Source organism: Dyadobacter sp. CY323 (assembly GCF_021390245.1).
Lineage (GTDB): Bacteria > Bacteroidota > Bacteroidia > Cytophagales > Spirosomataceae > Dyadobacter.
This window is the reverse complement of record NZ_JAJUXH010000024.1, coordinates 26,624-46,124: the sequence shown is the minus strand read 5'-3', so window position 1 is coordinate 46,124 and position 19,501 is coordinate 26,624. Positions and strand designations below refer to the sequence as shown.

General features: G+C 48.6%; 11 protein-coding genes. 2 read left to right on the top strand and 9 right to left on the bottom strand.

Features of this window, described 5'->3' with window-relative positions; all coding sequences use genetic code 11:
- Positions 1-17: 17 nt before the first annotated feature.
- Positions 18-1,418 carry an efflux transporter outer membrane subunit gene (locus LZG72_RS25385; RefSeq protein ID WP_233877951.1) on the top strand — a complete coding sequence of 467 codons (1,401 nt, stop codon included), beginning with the start codon at positions 18-20 and terminating at the stop codon, positions 1,416-1,418.
- Positions 1,419-1,470: 52 nt separating this feature from the next.
- Here LZG72_RS25385 and LZG72_RS25380 read toward each other — a convergent pair whose 3' ends face one another.
- Positions 1,471-4,017 carry a TonB-dependent receptor gene (locus LZG72_RS25380; protein WP_233877950.1) on the bottom strand — a complete coding sequence of 849 codons (2,547 nt, stop codon included), beginning with the start codon at positions 4,015-4,017 and terminating at the stop codon, positions 1,471-1,473.
- A gap of 310 nt (positions 4,018-4,327) precedes the next feature.
- On the opposite strand from LZG72_RS25380, the gene LZG72_RS25375 reads away from it, so the two are divergent.
- Positions 4,328-5,206: a sugar phosphate isomerase/epimerase gene (locus tag LZG72_RS25375; protein WP_233877949.1), complete on the top strand. Its 879-nt coding sequence runs from the start codon at positions 4,328-4,330 to the stop codon at positions 5,204-5,206.
- A gap of 76 nt (positions 5,207-5,282) precedes the next feature.
- Here the strand turns inward: LZG72_RS25375 and LZG72_RS25370 are convergent, their stop codons facing one another.
- The 8 genes from LZG72_RS25370 to LZG72_RS25335 form a co-directional block, all read right to left on the bottom strand.
- On the bottom strand, positions 5,283-6,107 hold the full coding sequence (locus LZG72_RS25370; protein WP_233877948.1) for a DUF1080 domain-containing protein: 825 nt from the start codon (positions 6,105-6,107) through the stop codon (positions 5,283-5,285).
- A gap of 54 nt (positions 6,108-6,161) precedes the next feature.
- Complete coding sequence (locus tag LZG72_RS25365) at positions 6,162-9,131, bottom strand: PVC-type heme-binding CxxCH protein (protein WP_233877947.1); 2,970 nt, start codon at positions 9,129-9,131, stop codon at positions 6,162-6,164.
- Positions 9,132-9,210: 79 nt separating this feature from the next.
- Complete coding sequence (locus tag LZG72_RS25360; RefSeq protein WP_233877946.1) at positions 9,211-10,689, bottom strand: RagB/SusD family nutrient uptake outer membrane protein; 1,479 nt, start codon at positions 10,687-10,689, stop codon at positions 9,211-9,213.
- 43 nt (positions 10,690-10,732) lie between these two features.
- Positions 10,733-14,014, bottom strand: a complete 3,282-nt coding sequence (locus LZG72_RS25355; protein ID WP_233877945.1) for a TonB-dependent receptor — start codon at positions 14,012-14,014, stop codon at positions 10,733-10,735.
- Between the two features lie 230 nt (positions 14,015-14,244).
- A complete protein-coding gene (locus tag LZG72_RS25350; RefSeq protein ID WP_233877944.1) occupies positions 14,245-15,264 on the bottom strand; it encodes a FecR family protein in 1,020 nt (339 codons plus the stop codon).
- Positions 15,265-15,414: 150 nt separating this feature from the next.
- Positions 15,415-15,999 (bottom strand): RNA polymerase sigma factor, encoded by a 585-nt coding sequence (locus LZG72_RS25345; RefSeq protein ID WP_233877943.1) that lies wholly within the window; start codon positions 15,997-15,999, stop codon positions 15,415-15,417.
- Positions 16,000-16,158: 159 nt separating this feature from the next.
- Positions 16,159-17,997: a hypothetical protein gene (locus LZG72_RS25340; protein WP_233877942.1), complete on the bottom strand. Its 1,839-nt coding sequence runs from the start codon at positions 17,995-17,997 to the stop codon at positions 16,159-16,161.
- A gap of 35 nt (positions 17,998-18,032) precedes the next feature.
- Positions 18,033-19,496, bottom strand: coding sequence for a RagB/SusD family nutrient uptake outer membrane protein (locus LZG72_RS25335; RefSeq protein ID WP_233877941.1), 1,464 nt, complete (start codon positions 19,494-19,496; stop codon positions 18,033-18,035).
- Positions 19,497-19,501 lie beyond the last annotated feature (5 nt).

The following is a 19,501-nucleotide window of genomic DNA, read 5'->3' as shown; positions in this document are numbered from 1 at the left end:
GCTTTAACAAGAAGGTTATGTATAAAAGACATTTGAAACACCTGGTTTTGTTGTGCTTGCCAGGGTTAATCCTGTGTTCCTGTAACATCAGCAAACCCTACCAAAAACCACAGACAACCCCGGACAATCTCTACCGCGACGTAGTAACAACCGACACCACGGGCCTCGGTCTGTTGCCCTGGAACCAGCTTTTCACCGATACGACTTTACAGGTTTTGATCGGCAACGGGATTAAGAATAACCTCAATCTGCAGGTAGCATATACCCGCATTCAGCAGTCCAGAGCTTATTACGAGCAAAGCAGGGCTGCCTTTTTCCCAACCGTGAATACCAATGCAGGTGTGACCGAATCCAAACTCTCGGAGGCGCAGGGTTTTGGTATCAGGAACAATGCGACACAATACCAGCTGGGGTTAACAACCGGATGGGAGGCCGATATCTGGGGCAAACTGCGAAGTACCAGGCGGGCTAATCTGGCCAACCTGCTGCAATCCGAAGCGGGCGCAAAAGCGGTCCAGACAAGCCTGGTGGCAGATATTGCCAATTACTATTATGCCTTACTGGCCCTGGATCAGCAACTGGCCATTACGCAGCAAACCGTTTCCAACTGGGATACCACGGTACAAACCATGCGCGAACTGAAAATAGCGGCTGTGGTCACCGAAGCTGCCGTGGTTCAGAGTGAGGCGCAGCGTTACGTTGCAGAGGTGACGATCCCGGACCTTATACAGAATATCCGGGAAACGGAGAATGCGCTGAGCATCCTGCTTGCATTGCCGCCCACCGCCATCAGACGCGGGTCATTAAGAAATCAGGATACGTTAAGTGTATTGCAAACGGGCGTACCGGCGTTGCTGCTGGCGAATCGTCCGGATGTGCAGCAGGCGGAGCTCAACCTGCGCTATTATTTTGAGCTGACCAATGTGGCCAGGACTTATTTCTATCCTGCACTTACCATAACCGGCTCGGCCGGTTTTTCGGCATTACAACTGAAAAACCTGCTGAAACCGGTATCTATCGCGGCCAGTATCGGAGCAGGATTGGTACAGCCGATATTGAACCAGCGAGTAAACCGGACGCGTCTGGCAGTGGCCGAAGCTCAGCAGCAAGAGGCGCTGCTCAACTTTCAGAATGCGCTGTTAACAGCCGGACAGCAGGTTTCCGATGCAATGTCGCTGCACAATACCGCATTGGAAAAGATAAGGATCCGCGGCAATCAACTGGACGCATTACAAAAATCGGTAAGTTACTCCGCTGAGCTGCTCCGGAATGGTTTTGCCAATTATACGGAAGTGATTACCGCCCGGCAGAGTTTGTTACAAGCCGAGCTAGGAAGTGTGAACGACCAATTGCAGCGCCTGCAATCGGTCGTTAATCTGTATAGGTCCCTCGGCGGTGGCTGGATTAGTCCTCAGTAACTTTATGTACCTGAACGAACTTGTCCAAATCTATCGCAATGCAATGTCCTTCTTAAAATCTGTATGAAAGCGTTGCTGTAACCTGGCGCGGAGGTATCGGGTTGATACTATATCTGTCGTGCGCGATGTAATTCAGCTCATTAAAAATATTGGAAACTTTGGCCAGTAACGAGATGCTTTTAAAGCTATAACCAGCTGACAAATCAAACGTTACGAAACCTGTTAAAGGAACAAGTCTGCTAAATTCAGGTGTTTGGCCAAATGTATTGTTCACGCCACCATACCGTTTCCCGGTGTAGAAGCCGGACGCCCCAACTTTAAGACCTTTGATCTTCCCGTGATCGAATGTGTAGAACATCGTCGCATTGGCGCTGTGAGCAGGGTTGTTGATCAGACGTTCCCCCTCGATGTAGGACCCTTTGAGGTCTGCTGTTTTGGTATAACGCATGTAATTGTAGCCATAACCTGCGATGAAGTAAAAGTTTTTGGAAAGATTTCCATTCACATCAATTTCGAAACCGTCGCTGGTCGTTTCGCCGGTGAGCTCTTTTATATTGGTGTTGGAATTTACAGTACCGTCCAGGTTGGTCGGCGCCATCTGAGCCATATTGTGGTTGATGATCTTGTAAACACTTGCATTTGCGGCAATTTTCCCATTAAAAAACTCATTCTTCGCTCCCAACTCAAACTGATCGACAATGGACGGCTTGATCTGGGCACCGTAAATATCCAAACCGGTATTAATGGTAAAATTGTTCGAGTAACTACCATAGATCGAAGTAGTTTTAATAGGTTGATAAACCAATGAGGCTTTTGGAGAAAACGCCTTATTCGATACCGTTTCGGCTGCTCCCCGGGTTTCCGTATTATCGGAAAGGTTCATGATCGTCGTCTGGATTGTTTTCTGGTATGACCACCGTACACCACCCAATAGTTTAATTTTTTCCGTTAAGCTGATCATGTCCTGAACATAAAAACCGAGTCGGTGCGAGGGTGAGCTGGTGCGGGCTGTCGCTTCGGCGTCCGGGATATCGGTACGTTGCACATATTTGTTCATGTCCAGGATATTGATCGTATCATACGTGGTCACTACTTTCCCGCCGCTGGTGATCCTGAACGTATTGCTTAAACTTTCCAGGTTCACGTAGTCAGCCCCTACCAAAAGCTGATGTCCGATGGGGCCGGTTTTGAAATTCCCGTTCAGGTTTACCTGCGCAGTTTTACTGTCTTCCGACGTTTTTACACGCGACAGGCCTCTCGCGAAATTCCCATTCGCCGCAATGCTATTGGGAACATTGGAAGAAAAAGAATTAACGTCGGTTGTCTGGATGGCGCCGATCACATTCAGTTTCCAGGCGCTGTTGAACTGGTGGTTCACATTTACGGAACCCGAGAGCTGGTCGATATCACTGTACGCCCAAACTGTATTAATGAACCTTGAACGGCTTGGAATGATCTCCGCATTACGGTTCGCATTCAATGAACCTATTCCATTGTCAGGCGTCAGATCCTGTTTGGAATAATCGCCCTGAACGAGGATATCCGTCTTGCTGCCAAGTTTATATAGTAACGAAGGATTTACAAACGTGCGTTTTGTGCTCACAACGTCCCGGTAGCTTTTTGCTGTTTCGTGCGTTCCGATCACACGGAATGCCAGATTTTTAGCGATAGGCCCGTACAGGTCCAGCGTCGGCTTGTATAAACCATAGCTTCCGGCACGCATGGAAACTTCTCCGCCAAAATCAAACTTGGGTTTTTTGGTAACCATATTGACGATCAGCCCGCCCGATACATTTCCGTACAGCAATGCCGAGCTGCCTTTCAAAACCTCAACCGATTCCAACGTACTGGTTTCAGGAAACCCCTGCGTGTTGGAAATCATCCCGTTTTTAAAAATACTGCCCGACGAGCCTGCGATACCAATGCTGTAACCACGGGAAGAAAACGTTTCGGCCACTCCGCCCCGTTGCTGGGTTAGCGACACTCCGCTCACATTCTGCAGTGCATCCCCCAATCTTGAAATTTGCTGATCCGTGATGACCACGCTGCTCACCACCGCAGTGGCCTGCGGAAGATCAAGAGGACGGATATTCGCCTTGCCAAGTGAAACCGGCTTGTTGATCACATTAGAACCTGTCACAATCACTTCATTCAGTTCTGAGGCATTCTCTGCAAGTGTGAAGTCTTCCCTTACAACCTGATCCTCAGAGATAGTAACGGACCTTTCCTGAAGTTTCAGCCCCACCGAAGACACCCTCAGCAGATATGTTCCTTCTTTAAGGCCTTTGATCTCATAATAACCCTTCTCGTCTGTTACTGTGCCCTTGTTTGTTTCTTTTAATGCCACGTTCACGTAAGAGGCCGGTTTGCCGTCCGGTGACTTAATAGTGCCTTTGAGTACACCCCTGCCATCTGAATGTGTCTGAGTAAAATTGGGGTTACCATTGACCTCGGCTTTTTCTCCGCCATCCAGGCTGATTTTTTCGGTCAAAAGATTCGCTCCCTGGCTTTGCGCGTAAGACTGAAATACAGGGCAAAAAAGCGCCAGATAAAAAGGCATGAATTGCCTTTTCAGCAGGGATTCAAATAGAGAATACATGATTTTGTAAAAGATTGGTTAATAAATTAATGGTTATCAGTAAGCGCATCCGTTGTATGGAGAGGCAGTCGAATAAAATGCAAACTTACAAATGGAATGAATCCGTGGCAACACTATTTGAATTTAATCTAAATAGAATTTTAAATCACGCTATGTCGTTAGTACCGGCGATGCCGGCAGCAAAGTAGATTTGAATGCGCCATTTCTTCTATTCAAGCGTTTGCTGACACTTTTAAACGCATTTTTTAAAGGCAAAACAAAGCTTATATATTCCAAAATGAACAGTCGCAGGATATTTTTAAAAAACACAATGGCACTTGCCGCAGTCACCGCACTGGATCTGCCATTGAAAAAAAGGACAAATCAACTCGCGTTTTCTACCCTGGGCTGCCCGAAATGGGAGCTTTCTCAGATCCTGGAAACAGCCGTTTCGCAAGGTTATCAGGCTATTGAAATCCGCGGGCTTCGGGGAGAGATGTATCTTCCTAATTGTCCGGAATTCAGTTCTCCCGAGCAGATCGCCAAAACCCGCAAGCAGTTTGCCGACCGGAACATTAAGATCTGTAACCTGGGCGCATCCACGGCGCTGCATTACCTGGATCCGGAAAAGCGGCAGAAAAACCTCGATGAAGCAAAACGGTTTATCCATCTGGCCCAGCAACTTTCCTGTCCCTACGTGCGGGTTTTTCCCAACAATCTCCCAAAAGATCAGGACCGGGAAAAGACCATCGATGCGATCACAGCGGGACTTCTGGAACTGGGACGTTATGCTGAAAAAGCAAAGGTAACCGTGCTGCTCGAATCGCACGGAGAAGTGGTAGGTAAAGATCTGCTGCTCAGGATCATGAAGCAGGCAGAGCACCCGAATGTGGGATTGATCTGGGATATTTTCAACATGTGGTCGGTAACCAAAGAGCCGCCGAAAGAGGTTTATGCGACCTTGAAAAAGTACATTCGCCACACGCACATTAAAGACGGGAAGCTGGTGGACGGCAAGATTCAGTACACGTTCCTTGGCCAGGGAGACGCACCTCTCACAGAAGCGTTTGACGTACTCGAATCCAATGGATATAAAGGGTATTATAGTTTTGAATGGGAGAAAATGTGGCACCCGGAAATTGCCGAACCGGAACTGGCCTTCGTCGATTACCCGGTCTCCATTAAAAAGTATCTGAAACCTGTCCGCTGAAAATCATAAATCTGCAAGCCGGCCCGTATGGAGCCAGCTTGCAGATTTTATTGTTTCAAAAAAAATTGATGGAATACTAGTTCTTCCGGAGCGGTGTCAGCTCTACTTTTCTCACAAACATCTGAGCTCCCTCCGACTGGATCTGAATGCGTCCTTTTGAAGGTTTCACCTGTGTCGCCTGATTGACGAGCGTGCCGTTCAGGTAAATGGAAATGTTATCTCCGTCAGCGATGCATTCCATCGTGTTCCATTCGCCAACCGGCTTTTCAACCTCATTTGCACCCCGAAAGCCTTTTACGTCTTTCCAGGATGGATCGCGGTTAAACCAGTCGATCCGGCCACTGTGGATGGTCAGCGGCGTTCCACCCGGCTGAAAAACATTGCCGCCTTTTTCTTTTTTCGGGGCAACGGTTGCGGTAAGCGCATATTTGTCACTTCCGTCCCCAACAACGAGGAAATCGCCGGTTCCGCCTTCGATGATCTGACATTCGATCGAATACATCCATATCCCGTGATAGCCGCCATCCGGCCCCGTGGAATGCAAGAGTACGCCGTTATCCCGGGCACGATCAGCTCGCGGAGCATAGGTTTTATCTCCCCATTTGAATTCCACTTTGAGCTTGTAATTTTCGAACTCTTCATTGGTAACAATGCTCCCATACTCTTCTCCGGAGATGTGGATCAAACCTTTCTCCACTGAAAACACATTCTTGGGATCTATTTCCCTGCCCCGGTTCTGCACGAACTTGTACCATCCGTCGAGATTTTTTCCATTAAACAATTTGGTAGGTTTGCCTTGCGCCACGGTACTTGTACCTGCGCCCGTTTTCGTGGTTTTACATCCTTCTACCATTAATAATAATGGGATAGAGGCACAAAAAATGAGAAACGATTTTTTCATTTGATACTCTTAAGTTAAAGGTTTAGTTGTAGTATTCACTCCGTAATTAAGGTATTAAGATCCAGCTTTCAAAAACGCGATCAACCGCGCCATATCTTCCCTGGACATGCTCTGTTCCAGACCATCCGGCATTAATGAGAGGCCTGAATTAGTAAGTGACGCGATATTCTTTCGAAGAATGGATTCATCCGTCCCGAAAGCCGTGCGCAGGGTCAGGCTATTTTCCGTTTCGGACAAAAGTTTCCCGGAAAAGGACCGGCCGTCCTTTGTGGTGATCAAAACCGACTGATAAGCAGGCAGGACTTCGTAGTTGGGCACGAGAATGTGCAGCAATAATGCCTCTGCAGGCTGGCTTTTTACGCCCGTCAGATCCGGCCCGACTTTACCACCTTCTCCCTGATAGGTATGACAAGCAGAACAGGATTTTTGAAAAACGGCTTTACCCATCACCGGGTCCGCTTTTGCGTCCAGTGTTTTCTGGTATTCCTGGTAAACAGCCATTCTATCGCCGCCTTCCAATTCTTTAAACAGCATATTTGCACGGTCACTCACCAGCGGATCGGTCGATTTCATCAGCCTCACCCGGTCTGCCGATGAAATTTCGGAACCGGCTATCGTACCTTTTTCAATTGCATTAAACAATTCACCGGTGAATGCAGGCTTGGAAACCAGCGACCCGATCACCGCCGCTTTTATCAGTGGCGTATAGCTCGACCACGCTTTCTTTTCAGTCAGCAATGCGGCGCCACGGACATCATTCAGGCGTGTCAGGGATGAAACGGCCTGGCGGAGAAGCTCCGGCGGAGTGGTGGGTGCGAGCAGTTTCTGTAGTACGCCTGCAGCACGGTCGTAATTGGTATAGCCGAGCAGGGAGGTAGCCAGCATGCGTACGCGGGTCGCTTCCGCCGGGTTACCTGCCCGCGTCACCACCGCACCGATAAAGTTGTTCAACGCTGCCAGATCTGAACCCTGGCTTTTCCCCGGAATGGCGTAAAGTAATCCCTGCGGGGACGTACCGAATTCCGCTGTTCTTGCCGATACACCTTCCGCTAATCCCAGCAGCGTAGCTATTCTCCATTCGTAACTTCCTGTGGATGATAATACTTCTTTAAACAGGACCCGGCTATCTGCTACCGTTCCGCCGCTGCCATACAAACTTCCCAAATCCTTCATCACAGCGGCAAAAGCAGCCGGGTTTGCATTGCCCTGTTTGCGCAATGCAGACAAAAAAGACGGCATTCGCTTTTCAATTCCACTCAACACGGCTGCGCGTACCCATCGGTCCGCGCCGTCTTTGGCGGCAACTTTGGCCAGTGCCTCTACAACACCAGTGCCTTCCAGCGAGCCCAGAACCAACGCACTATTATATCGGACACGAATGGCAGGATCGCTTGCTGCGGCCACCAGAGTCTGGACCAATTCAGGATGTTCCTTCGTCATTTCTCCCGCAAGCAAGGCAGCTTGCTCGCGTACACCCGGCTCTTTGTCAGTTAATGCTTTCTTTACCGATGCCAGGTCCAGTGCGTTCAGGGAGTGTAACAGCCATATCGCGCGGGCGCGGCTTTCCGGCTTCGTCGCATTGGTCGCTGTCTTTCTCAGTGCAGCAGTTGCATCTGCGTTTTGTCCTTCCAGCAACAAGCGATGTGCCGTTTGCCGCTCCCACTCCTCGGTTGAAGAAAGCGCATTGACCAGCTCATTCACAGAGGAGGAGGCGCTCAAACTTGCAGTATTTGATTTCCTATCAGCAAAGTCTTTGCGCACAACCCGGTAGATCCTGCCATCGTTTTTTCCTGCTTCCCAATCCAGGCCGCCCCTCGCTTCTTCGGGCACATAAGACGGGTGATCGATCACCTTCCGGTGCATGTCGACCACATACAGTCCTCCCTCCGGGCCATGTTGCAGAGATACCGGCCGGAACCAGCCATCGGTGGAAGAAAGGAATTCACGGCCTTTGTAAGGAATCTCCGACCGGAACGAAACGCCATCCGGGGTTACGACTTGTCTTTGGACCAAATTTTGCGCCGATTCACATATAAAAACATTGCCCTGATGAGCCGGGGTAAGCCCGGTCCCATTGTACGCCAGTAATCCGCTGGCAGCAGTAAAGGTCCCGGCATGCGACCGACCGATGAGTTTTGGGATAAAATCCGCACTGGTTACGGATTTGCTGATCGGAAATACCGCAGCCTCTGCCTCCACTTTGGAAACATTCTGTATGGTTTCATTAAACAACAAGTTCGGGTTCCGTTTCAGGTACCAGGGCTCTATCACGGTATGCATCACCGGATGGCGGTTCGAAGAGCCGAAACGACGCCCGTAAGCATCAAAAGTAAGTCCAAACTGGCTGTGACCGCCGGTGATCTGAAACTCGAATGTTTCCGGGTTAAAGCGTCCGTCCGCCTGGTTATAGGAAACCGCGGCGCGTTCGGGATGCTCCGGAGAGGTAACGTTACCGCCATTGAGCCCGGCCGTCACGTATACCCAGCCATCGAGACCCAGAATTGGATAAGCCATGCGAATCTGGGCGGTTTTGTTAGCATAAAAACCCGTCAGCACTACCTTCTTAACATCCGCGATTCCATCTCCGTTTGTATCCTTCAAATAGAATATATCCGGCGAACAGGTAACAAAAACGCCCCCTTTCCATGGCAGGATTCCATTTGGATAGGTCAACCCTTCGGCAAAGTCGAACCGCTTGTCGTACGTCCCGTCGCCATTGGTGTCTTTCAGCAAGGCAATGCGGCCCAGTTTTGTAGGAAGGCCGCCTTCTGCGGGATCCGGATAGCCGCGGTCTTCGACTACGTACATCGCTTTATTTTCATCAAATGCAATTGCAACCGGGCTGGCAACCAGGGGTTCGGCCGCAATCAGGTCAATGCGCATGCCCGGCTCTATCTGGAAGCCTTCCAGTGCTGTCTTGAATTTGTAGGAGCGATTGTCATACTGCCAGGCAGCAATTGAAATGCCTAATACAGTTAATAGCAATGCATAAAAGCGGACCAGTTTGACTGAAAATCTATTCATGAAAGTGGATATCCTGTTATTAATAAAAAAAATACTTGTCGGCGGATGCGTTCCGCCGACAAGCCCTCAACGAAGAATCTTAGTACCCTTTATTTTGCGTTAACTTGCCCTGACTCAGGTCAATCTCGGTTTGCGGGATCGGGAAAAGCTCGTTTATCCCGTCTATGAAATTTTTTCCTTTGGCCGTATTGTATTTGGCGGCATATGCCCTGAGCACGGTTCCTGCACGTCCCTGACGGATCAGGTCAAAATAGCGGTGGTTTTCCATTCCGTATTCCACGCGTTCTTCCTGCCAGATCTTCGCCCGTAAAGTTGCTTTATCCGCTGCCGTAACATCCGGCAGTACGTTGGCAACTCCCTGCCGCGCACGTTTTCTGACCTGGTTCAATGCGGCGAGCGCCGGCTGAATGTTCCCGTTTTCGTTTGCAGCTTCGGCATACCAAAGCAAAAGCATTCCGTAGCGCAATTTCAGCTCGTTCTTGCCCGAATTAGCAGGATCTCCCGTTGCGGGAAAATCTTCCGCCAATAAGTACGCTTTTTTGCTCATATAGCCGGTTTCACTATTTCCGACATCGGCGATTTTTTTGTCGGGCATGACGTCTCCCTGCTTGTATACGGTTTGCCAAAGCCGGGGATCGCCCGGTTCAAATGCGTCGACAAAGTCTTGCGTAGGATTGGCAAACCCCCAGCCGTACATACCCGCACTGCCTTGTCGGATTGAACCCTGGTTCCTGGCGGCAAGATACTGGGGACTGTACAAATGATTGATCTCAAAAATATTCTCTGTTCCAAATTCGCCCGCAATGGTAAACAGACGGTAGTAATCGGCTTCAAGGGCATATTCGTTCGAATCCATCACTTTCTTGAACCAGGTCTCAGCTTGTGCGAAATCCTTTTTATAGAGATATACTTTTCCCAGGTACGCCTGCGCCGCGCCTTTCGTCGCCCTTCCTTTTTCATCGGCCGTCAACTTGCTTCGGAGTGGCAAAACCTCGCTTGCCTCAGCCAACTCTTTTTCTATTAATGCATAAACAACATCCTTGGAAGTACGCTCCGCGTCAAATGTCTGGATATCTGATTTGGTAATCAGCGGAACGTCTCCAAACAAGGTGACCAGGATAAAATAGTAGTATGCTCTCAAAAATTTCGCTTCCCCCAATATCCGCGCACTCACAATAGGGTTCATTTCGATGCCGGGCACATTTTCCAGAACCAGGTTTGAACGGTACACACCCAGGTAACAGTTTCTCCACACCTGCAAGGCAACGGTATTGGAAGTCGGTATTGTAAAATTCGCAATCTCATTAAAATAGCTGCCATCGCTCGGCCCCTCTCCCCCTTTTTCCGCATTATCCGTAACGATATCGTATATCGAGTAGCCATCGTATCCTGGGAAGTTCAGCAGCGGGTTATATGCGGCCGTAATTGCTTTAAGTGCATCACTTTCCGTTTTATAGGCAGAGCCCACAGACAGTTCCGCCAGCGGCTGCTTGTTTAGCAAATCACTACATCCTGTGATACAGAATAGTCCGGTGATTAGGAATAAAATCCTTTTCATAGTTCTTGAAGATTATATTAGTTGGAATAAACCATTTCAGGAATTAAAAACTTAAACTCAAACCTGCCGTTACAATTCTTGGCTGCGGATAATACCCTTCATCCGTACCGACGATCAATGTAGAACCCGGACTTCCGATCTCAGGATCATAACCGCGGTATTTCGTGAACGTCAGGAGGTTTTGGCAAGCAACATATATCCGTACTTTCTGAATGCTCTTCAACAGCGGGTGCGGATAGGTGTAGCCGAGCTGGATGGATTTGAGGCGCAAATACGATCCGTTTTCAATGTAATATGAGGAAGCACGAAGGTTGTTATTAGGATCGTTTACATTCAAACGCGGAATGGTATTGGAAGTACCGGGGCCGCTCCATGCATTCAGCATCTCTGTATCAAAATTGTAAAAGTTACTGCCTTGCGTGAAGTATTTCCAGTTTGCGATAATGTCATTTCCATACACTCCGTAGAATCCGAGGTTCATATCCAATGGTCCGTAACGCAGGTTTGAACTGATGCCATAAGATAATTTTGGCCATGGAGAGCCGATTGTCGTCCGGTCATTCTGGTCAATTATGTTGTCCCCGTTCAAGTCTTTAAAACGGATATCACCCGGCGATGTGCCGGAAGTCTGATATGCGTGCTGGTCAACTTCCCCCTGCGTTTGAAAGATCCCATCCATGACATGCCCGTAAAAGCTGCCGATCGGCTCTCCCACGGTTGTCCGGGAAAAACTTCCCTCGAATATGGCAGCTTGTGAATTGCTCAGCTTCGTAACCTTGTTGATGTTGTTCGAAAGATTTGCCGAAACATCATAGGTGAATTTGCCAGGCGCTTTTTTCCGGTACGTGATCAGCAATTCAACTCCTTGATTGTTCACATCTCCCCCATTTACAAATGGCGGGGTAGTTACTCCGGAATAAGCCGGGATCGGTACGCGAAGCAGCATGTTGGATGTGCTTTTGTTATAATAGGCCGCCGAAACCGTGATCCTGTTTCCAAATCCCGTAAAGTCAATACCAATTTCCGTTTCCTTGGTCGATTCCCATTTCAAACTGGGATTGCCGATGCTGGTTGCGGCCTGTCCCTGCGAAATGCTGTTGCCAAATCCATAAATGATATTCGGGGTGACGGTGCTGGCGAATGCGTAATTGGGAAGTGAATTCTGATTTCCCAGCATACCCCAGCCGCCTCTGATTTTCAGGTCGTTTATGAATGAGACATTCTTCATGAATTCCTCATCCGAGATCCGCCATCCCAGCGAAAAGGAAGGAAAAGTCCCGAACCGGTTATTTTTCCCAAACTTGGAAGACCCATCGACCCGTAAATTTCCCGTAAACAGATAAGTGCCTTTATAACTATAATTAACCCTGCCCAAAAACGACAACATTCCGTACTCGCCTGCTCCGCCACTAACCTGCTGGCCAGTCGTGGCAAGGCTCAGATACCGTAAGCTTTCGTCCGTATTGGCATTGATTGGCAGGTTTTGACCGATTGCAACCATATTTTCAGTCCGGTTGGATTGTGCTGTAATCCCGCCGAGCACTTCCAGGTCGTGCTGCCCGAAAGATTTTTCATAGGTCAATGTATTTTGCCAGTCCCAGTTGGTCGTCTGGCTCATTTCCCTTGTGAGACTTGTGACCAGATTTCGCTGCAAAGGGAAGATGTCGAACGTAGGAATGAAATTATAAAGGTTTGAAAAACCGAGGTTCATGTTGATCTGGCTCCGGAATTTCAAACTACTCAGCAGGTCCGCCGTCAGGTACGCGCTTCCGTTCAGGATCGGACTTTTAATGGTATTGGTATAAAGTGTCGCCTCGGCAACAGGATTTTTGGTATCTGAAAACTTCGGAAAACCCCAGCTGCCATCCGGATTTTTCACAGGAACGGTGGGATCCATGTGCCAGGCATTCGGTACCGGATTTCTCGCGCCGAATTCAGGAATACTGTTCCGTGTTCCGTAGCTCAATGAGATATTCTCGCCGATTGTAATGGCCTTGGTTACTTTGTACTCAGAGTTTACCCGGAAGTTGATCCGGCTGTAATCCGTATTTATAACGGTACCTTTTTGATTGTAATAACCCCCTGAAATGTAATACGTACCTTTTTCACTGCCGCCGCTGGCCGATATTTCCGCATTCAATATAGATGCAGAACGAAAAATGGCGTCTTGCCAATCGGTACCTGCGCCCAAGGATTGTACATCCTTGAACAAAGGATCTTTACCTGCATTGGTCAATGCCAGATTGTACAATTGCGCATACTGCCGGCCATTGACAAGAGGCATCGTTCTGTGAACCTGCTGCACACCCGAATATACATTCAGCTGAATGTTCGATTTTCCGGTAACCCCTTTCTTGGTGGTGATGATAATGACCCCATTCGCTCCCTGCGCCCCGTAAATGGCCGAGGCAGAGGCACTTTTCAAAATTTCAATGGACTCGATCTGATTGGGGTCCAGGCTGGACGGGGAGGCTCCCAGGTTGCCATCTATTACATAAAGCGGCTCGCTGTTGTTGACCGTGCCCGCCCCGCGAATCCTGACCATCAGGGAAGATCCGGGAGATCCCGAGTTCTGGATGATCTGCACCCCGGCTATTTTTCCCTGCAATGCCTGCCCAACCTGTTGTACGGGCTGGTTAGCAATGTCTTTCGGGGAAACCGAGCTGATCGAGGAAGTCAGGTTTCGCTTGCTTTGGGTACCGTAGCCCACGACTACGATCTCTTTGAGGTTGTCCACACTTTCCGCTAAAATGATATCGATCTCCGACCTGCCGTTTACCGGAACTTCCTGACTGACATATCCTATGAAGGAAAAAACAAGGACCGTACTTCCCTCAGGCAATGTCAATGAAAAATTTCCCTCGGTGTCGGTGATCGTTCCGAGCTGCGTTTCCTTCACGATGATGCTCACTCCCGGCAGTGCCTGTCCTTTCTGGTCCGTAACTTTCCCTTTAACCGGCGGCGGGAGACTGCTCGGCTGCTGCTGCTTCGGGACTTGCTCGGGGCTCTTTTCCGAGAGTATGATATTCTTCCCTTCCTGCTTGAAACCAAACGGGGTGTTCATCAGGATGAGCTCCAATGTAGTTTGAATCGTACGCGTCTCCTCCTCCAAACTGATATCAGTATACGCAGACACTTTGGACGACATATAAAAGAAGTTATACCCGCTTTTAGCCTGCAGTTTCTGAAGAGCCGTTTTTAATGAAACGTGCTTGCACGCGAACTCGATCCTGGTTTCCCGGATGTCCTGAGCCTTGCTGATATCAGCAAATAAGACCTGCGCCGTGATGAGCAAAATTGTGCCACAGCATACACCGATTCTCATAAGCATTTTGGAATTAGCCCTCATCCAGCTTGGGAATTGGACATAATAAGACATGCTTGCAAAAGCGAAAAAGTTTTGCATCCTTTGTTTGGTTTAGAAAGTTTGAGTCAAATTTTTTAGCTAAAACTCCTCATTGCTGTCCAGGCCGGGGGAGTTTTTTTGTTGAGCGCTGGGCCCTCTTATTGATTTGCAGTCGTTCATTACGTTTATGGTTTAGGATTAGTAAATTCTTAATTGCACTTCTCTCCGTCTATCACCACGGTCTCGTTCCGGTCATCTATTACAAAGGTGGTTTTGCTGGTAGCTGCCAGGGTATTCATCACTTCTTCCAGCGACTCCGTTCCGGTAAAACGTCCGGTGAACGAACAATTTTTAAGTTCAGGGTTATTGAATGTAATATTTACATGATACCGTTTGCCCAGATGCTCTGCAAGAGTCGAAAACGGCATGGCATCGAATGTCATGTCCATCTGGGCCCAGCCTACCAGCTCCGCCGATTTCACTTCCCTTTTATCAGAAACCGTAGTTTCTGTATTGTAACGCACCTGTTTTTCCTCGGTGAGAATGGCAATCACATGATTCTCGTCCTCGACCCGCACCTTGCCGCGTGATACGGTAACCGTAATGTCTTTACTTTCCGGCCAGGCTTTAATGCCAAAAGCTGTACCTAAAACCGTCGTTTTCACTTTTCCGGTGAGAATGGTAAAAGGCTTTGGAACCGACTGATTTTCCCCGTCCGAATATTCTATATGTGCCACGTCAAAGTAGGCTTCTCCCGTCAGCGTTACCTCCCGGGTGGTTTTGTTAAAATCTTTCCCGTAACTCAGGTTACTGCCCGCACGTAACACAACTTTGCTCCCGTCGGGCAAGGTCACGAAGCGATCCGAACCCGTTGGTTTTATGTTTTCCACTCCTACCGGTTTGTAGTTCCGGTGATCGTTCTGCCATTTGTAAAACAAGCCTACGATGCCAATGATCGCAAGGAATATGGCCGCCATCCGGAACCAGGGATACTGGTACAAGGGTATTTGCCGTGCAGCCTCCTTTTTCATACCCCGCGATATCCCGGATCTCAATCGGGCATCCAATGCGCTCATTTCATCCGCTCCCATCTGGCCGGTTGCGTCCGGTTCGTCTTTGAAAAGATCGTAGTACTGTTCGATTGCCGCTGCTTCGTCAGTAGTCGATTTTCCATTCAGATATTTCGCAACCAGTTTTCGGAAATTCTTGAAATAGTAATTTGATATCATTCCAATGGGGCTTTGATCATACAGTGTATGTTTTGGAAAAAATCTCCCATCATCCTTACAGAAATTCTCAATTAATTTTTAAATAAAAATTAACCAACTGAAAAACAGGAAATTACAATTGAAATAAAATAAAGAAGAATGGGCCCGCGGTCAGTTTGACACTGTGAGACAGTAGCAGAGAAAAGTGAAGAACAGCTTCGAAATGGATAATTTCAGGCTTCCTTTCGACGAGTGGAGTTGGTTTTGAACGGTTTTGTGTGAAATGTTTAATTCGCTGGCGATCTCTTTCGTAGGCATTCCTTCGAGATATCGCATGCGGAAGATCTTCCGGCGGCCCTCAGGCTGCAGACTCAGCCAGGAATTGACTGCCGCAATCAGTTCCTCTTCGAAACAGCGGGAGTCTGAATGCAAGGATGATACCGCCATATGTTCCAGCGGCTCCTCGAAATAAGGTAAGGCCTTGTTTTTTTTATAGAGCGCAAAAACCTGATACTTAACGGTAGTGAGCAGATAAGGCAGCAAATTCTCGATTTCCCGTTGCGCTCTTTTATTCCACAGATCAATAAAAACATCCTGCACCACTTCTTCACATAACCCCGCATCGTGCAAGCGTCTGAATGCTTCGTTGTATAATTTCTTCCAGTGACGCTTATAAATTTCATCAAATGCAGCCTCCCGACCTTCTTGTAACAAGAAAGTAAGCTCACTATCCGTTGCCTGGCTGTATAATGACATACCTATTTAAGTATATGCGAAAGTAGCAGGCAATTATTACATATCAAGTAAATAACTCAATATTTTAATTTGAATATTGAAAGAACTTCAAACTTTAATTTGGTATGACCTCGAAAAACCAGTAGGCAGGTCAATAGGGAGACCTGCCCGCAAAAATTGCTACATCTTTATCGTGTAGGTCAGCTTATCCCTGGCGCTGATAACGATCGTTACCGCATCCTGATCCCCGCTTTTGATATCCGTTTTTTGCAGCGTTGCCATTTCGGGCGAATCGTACACGATCTCGATCTGTTTTCCATTCTTGCTGATGGTCACGACACCCTGGCGGGAAATGTCTATTTCGTCTTTCGCATGGACCAAAAGCGGCAGAAACTCTTTAAAAGCCGCCTGATGTGTGACGTTCACGCGTATTTCATTTTCCTGGAAGGTCAGTTCCTTTTTCCCCGCTTCTCCGAGGGGATAATGCACCGTCAACACACCCAGCTCCAAATCTCTATTTCCGACGGCCTCATTTACCCTTTCGCCATTGATCCGCATCTCTGCAAACAGGTCTTTCGCTTCATACACCAGATCGCCGGGACCTTTGGTCCCCCAGGCAGCATCCTTGGTCGCAGCATGCGACTGCAGAAACGTGCCCGCTACGGGGTCCCACAATAACCCGATCCCATAACGCTGGCGGCTGCTCGTAACTTTGCCCGAATTAAAAGCTGCGTAATAGTTTTTGCGTTTCACAAACGTAAAAACCACCGGAACTTTGCTATCCACTCGCTGATGGGTAAACCGCTCCCTGCTTAAATAAGGCAATTTGCGCATCGCTGCTGCCTGCTGCGCTTTACTCGGATTCCACTGATAGCGGTTCAGATGCAGCAAGTTCGTCGGCGAGTAGGTATCAAGCTTGCCCACATCCGGCCACTTTTCGGTCAGAACCTTTCGTTTGTTTCGGTTATTTTCCGTGATTTCTTCTTTGGCAGGTGTAAAAGCACGCAGCAGTTCCACGTGTTCCCCCAGCGGGCTCTTCACAATGTAGTTGGCCACAACGGGTGCGGGCGTCCGGGTTTCGGTGCCGCGGTTCAGCGTGAAGTACTTGCTCCCAGGCTCCTTCACGGCATTGAAAGCTAACCACTCGACGAATTTTTCCTCCTCCTTTTCAATCGCACGGGCCATCGGTTTACCATGCGTGTAATCGTACATGATACGCGAATTGCTGTGATGCGTGTTCATGTTGTAGCCATGGTCCGTCCCTCCTGCTTCGTAGAAAAAGCCAGCAGGACTCTGAAAATCTTTTCCAGTCTGTTCAAGCCTGCGCTCGAATTTGTCCTGCATTTCTTTTTCCGGATACATCTTCAGATAGGCAAGCGCACCGGGAAAGGAAGCTGTGTACTGGTTGGTATAATTCTTCCCGTGCTCGTAAACTTCTTCGTCATCAAGCACAAACATGATCGCTTTCCGTTGCGCAGCCTTCACCCTGTTGAAAAGCCGGGCATCAATGCCGCCCGATTTTTGAAGCAGTTCCAACGTCCGTCCCATGCATAAAGTAGCAAAAGAGGTGCCAGCCAGGTTCCATTTTTCCGGCCCGTATTCGCTGAACTTCCCGCTGCTATGCTGCATTCTGAGCCAAAACTCCAGTGCCGCCTCCATGCGGACTTTCACCGCTTCCGATTTGAAATAGGGGTTCCACGGACGGTCTGTTGCGTAAAAATAGGCGAGGGACAAGATGTTTTCCATGATCCGGGCATTGTAGGGCTTGTTATCCACCGGCCTTCTCCATACTGCCAGGGATATATACCCTTTGTCGGGCCCGCTCTCGATCACACTGTTCGCCACGGTGTGAAAATGTTTGAGATAATAAGGCAAATCCAGCTCGTCATCCTTAAAATCATTCGGACTTAGCTTGCTTAGGTCGACGTCTTTCACTTTCGGCCAGGACTGTCCCGACACACTTCCTCCTATCACTGCCAGCAGAAGCAGTGTGGAACAAAAAGCCACTATTTTACTCATGAGTTAAGAGTCAATTTTTTGTGAACCGAAACATTTCAATAGCCCTCATTCTGTTTCAGCAACGGATTGACGATCAGTTCGTCCTGGGGGATTGGCAACAGCAGATGCCGGTCCTCCACCTTAATGGTAGGGTCCTGCCTGGTCATGGCCTCTTTCAGCTTACCCATACGGATAAGATCAAACCGGCGGTGGCCTTCAAATGCGAATTCCCGTCTGCGTTCTACAAGTACGCTGTCCCGGAACTGTTGCGGCGTAAGTCCGGTGGGCAGATCGTGAACCGACGGCGTGTTCGATGGCACGCCAAACGCACGGCGTCTTACCTGGTTGAACCTGTCGTAAGCGACGGTACTTCCCGGCTGAAGCTCATGCAGTACTTCCGCGCTCATCATCAGTATGTCGGCGTAGCGGGCGATGTAATAGTTATTTCCCCCGTCATTTACGTTGAATGCATTGGGATCCTGGTATTTGTTCACATAATAAGGATACAGAATTGACTTCGGGGCATTCGGGAAATATCGCACATTCACCTCTCTTCGCTGGTCACCGGGAGCATACGATTTGTAATGGTTTTCGGTCACCGGATTATCCCCGTAGCCGGCAAATTTGCCCGCCGCAGGTGGCAAAACGTTTGCCGGAGGTCTGAAAAAACCATTGTACGTGGAACCATTGTTATTGCCAATGCTTCCCAGGCTGCGGTACTGAATTTCAAAAATCGATTCTTTGTTGTTTTTGTTGGCAATCCTGAAAACCTCTTCATAAGTCGGCCAAAGCGAGTAGCTTCCGAGCGCGATGATTTCCTGCGTTTCGTCCGCCGCTTTCTGCCATTCCTTACGGGTCACATAGACTTTTGCCAGCATCGCCATCGCAGCTCCTTTAGTAGCTCTGCCTTTATCAACAGCCGGATAAGTCAGCGGAAGATTCGTTTTTGCGTGCTGAAAATCCGCAAGGATCTGATCATACACTTTGTCAATGGATTCTTTCGCCACTTCCAGATCGTCGAGATCTTCGGTCGCTTCCAGAACGAGCGGCACCTCTCCATACAACCTCACCAATGTAAAAAACATCAGGCCACGGATGAAATGCGCTTCACCGAGATACTGCTTCTTTTTTTCGTCGGGAATGCTCATCGGGTCAATGTACTTGATCGCCAGATTTGCGCGGTTGATGTTCTGATATAAGGTTCTCCAGTATGCATACACCAGGTTCGTGGAAGCTGTGTAGGTGAACTTGTCCACCGCCAGCTTGTCGGTATTGTTGGTGTTACGCCCAAATCCCCATTCGGCATCATCCGTTCCCTGGGACTGGAGGTTTTCATTGTATTGATTGTAAAGGTTTTGGGATTGAAGCGCGGAGTACATGCCGTTCACAGCCGCCTCCGCATCTTTTTGATTTCTAAAAAGGCTCACTGTGGTATTCGTTCCGTCCGGAATCTGTTCCAGTTCCGCACAAGAGGTGGCTACCATCGCCAGTATCAATCCGAGTATATGAATCGAACGCATAACTA

Coding starts and splice junctions, on each gene's coding strand:
- LZG72_RS25385 (WP_233877951.1), top strand. CDS start 18: ATGTATAAAAGACATTTGAAACACCTGGTTTTGTTGTGCTTGCCAGGG.
- LZG72_RS25380 (WP_233877950.1), bottom strand. CDS start 4,017: ATGTATTCTCTATTTGAATCCCTGCTGAAAAGGCAATTCATGCCTTTT.
- LZG72_RS25345 (WP_233877943.1), bottom strand. CDS start 15,999: ATGTCATTATACAGCCAGGCAACGGATAGTGAGCTTACTTTCTTGTTA.
- LZG72_RS25370 (WP_233877948.1), bottom strand. CDS start 6,107: ATGAAAAAATCGTTTCTCATTTTTTGTGCCTCTATCCCATTATTATTA.
- LZG72_RS25360 (WP_233877946.1), bottom strand. CDS start 10,689: ATGAAAAGGATTTTATTCCTAATCACCGGACTATTCTGTATCACAGGA.
- LZG72_RS25350 (WP_233877944.1), bottom strand. CDS start 15,264: ATGATATCAAATTACTATTTCAAGAATTTCCGAAAACTGGTTGCGAAA.
- LZG72_RS25335 (WP_233877941.1), bottom strand. CDS start 19,496: ATGCGTTCGATTCATATACTCGGATTGATACTGGCGATGGTAGCCACC.
- LZG72_RS25340 (WP_233877942.1), bottom strand. CDS start 17,997: ATGAGTAAAATAGTGGCTTTTTGTTCCACACTGCTTCTGCTGGCAGTG.
- LZG72_RS25365 (WP_233877947.1), bottom strand. CDS start 9,131: ATGAATAGATTTTCAGTCAAACTGGTCCGCTTTTATGCATTGCTATTA.
- LZG72_RS25375 (WP_233877949.1), top strand. CDS start 4,328: ATGGCACTTGCCGCAGTCACCGCACTGGATCTGCCATTGAAAAAAAGG.
- LZG72_RS25355 (WP_233877945.1), bottom strand. CDS start 14,014: ATGAGAATCGGTGTATGCTGTGGCACAATTTTGCTCATCACGGCGCAG.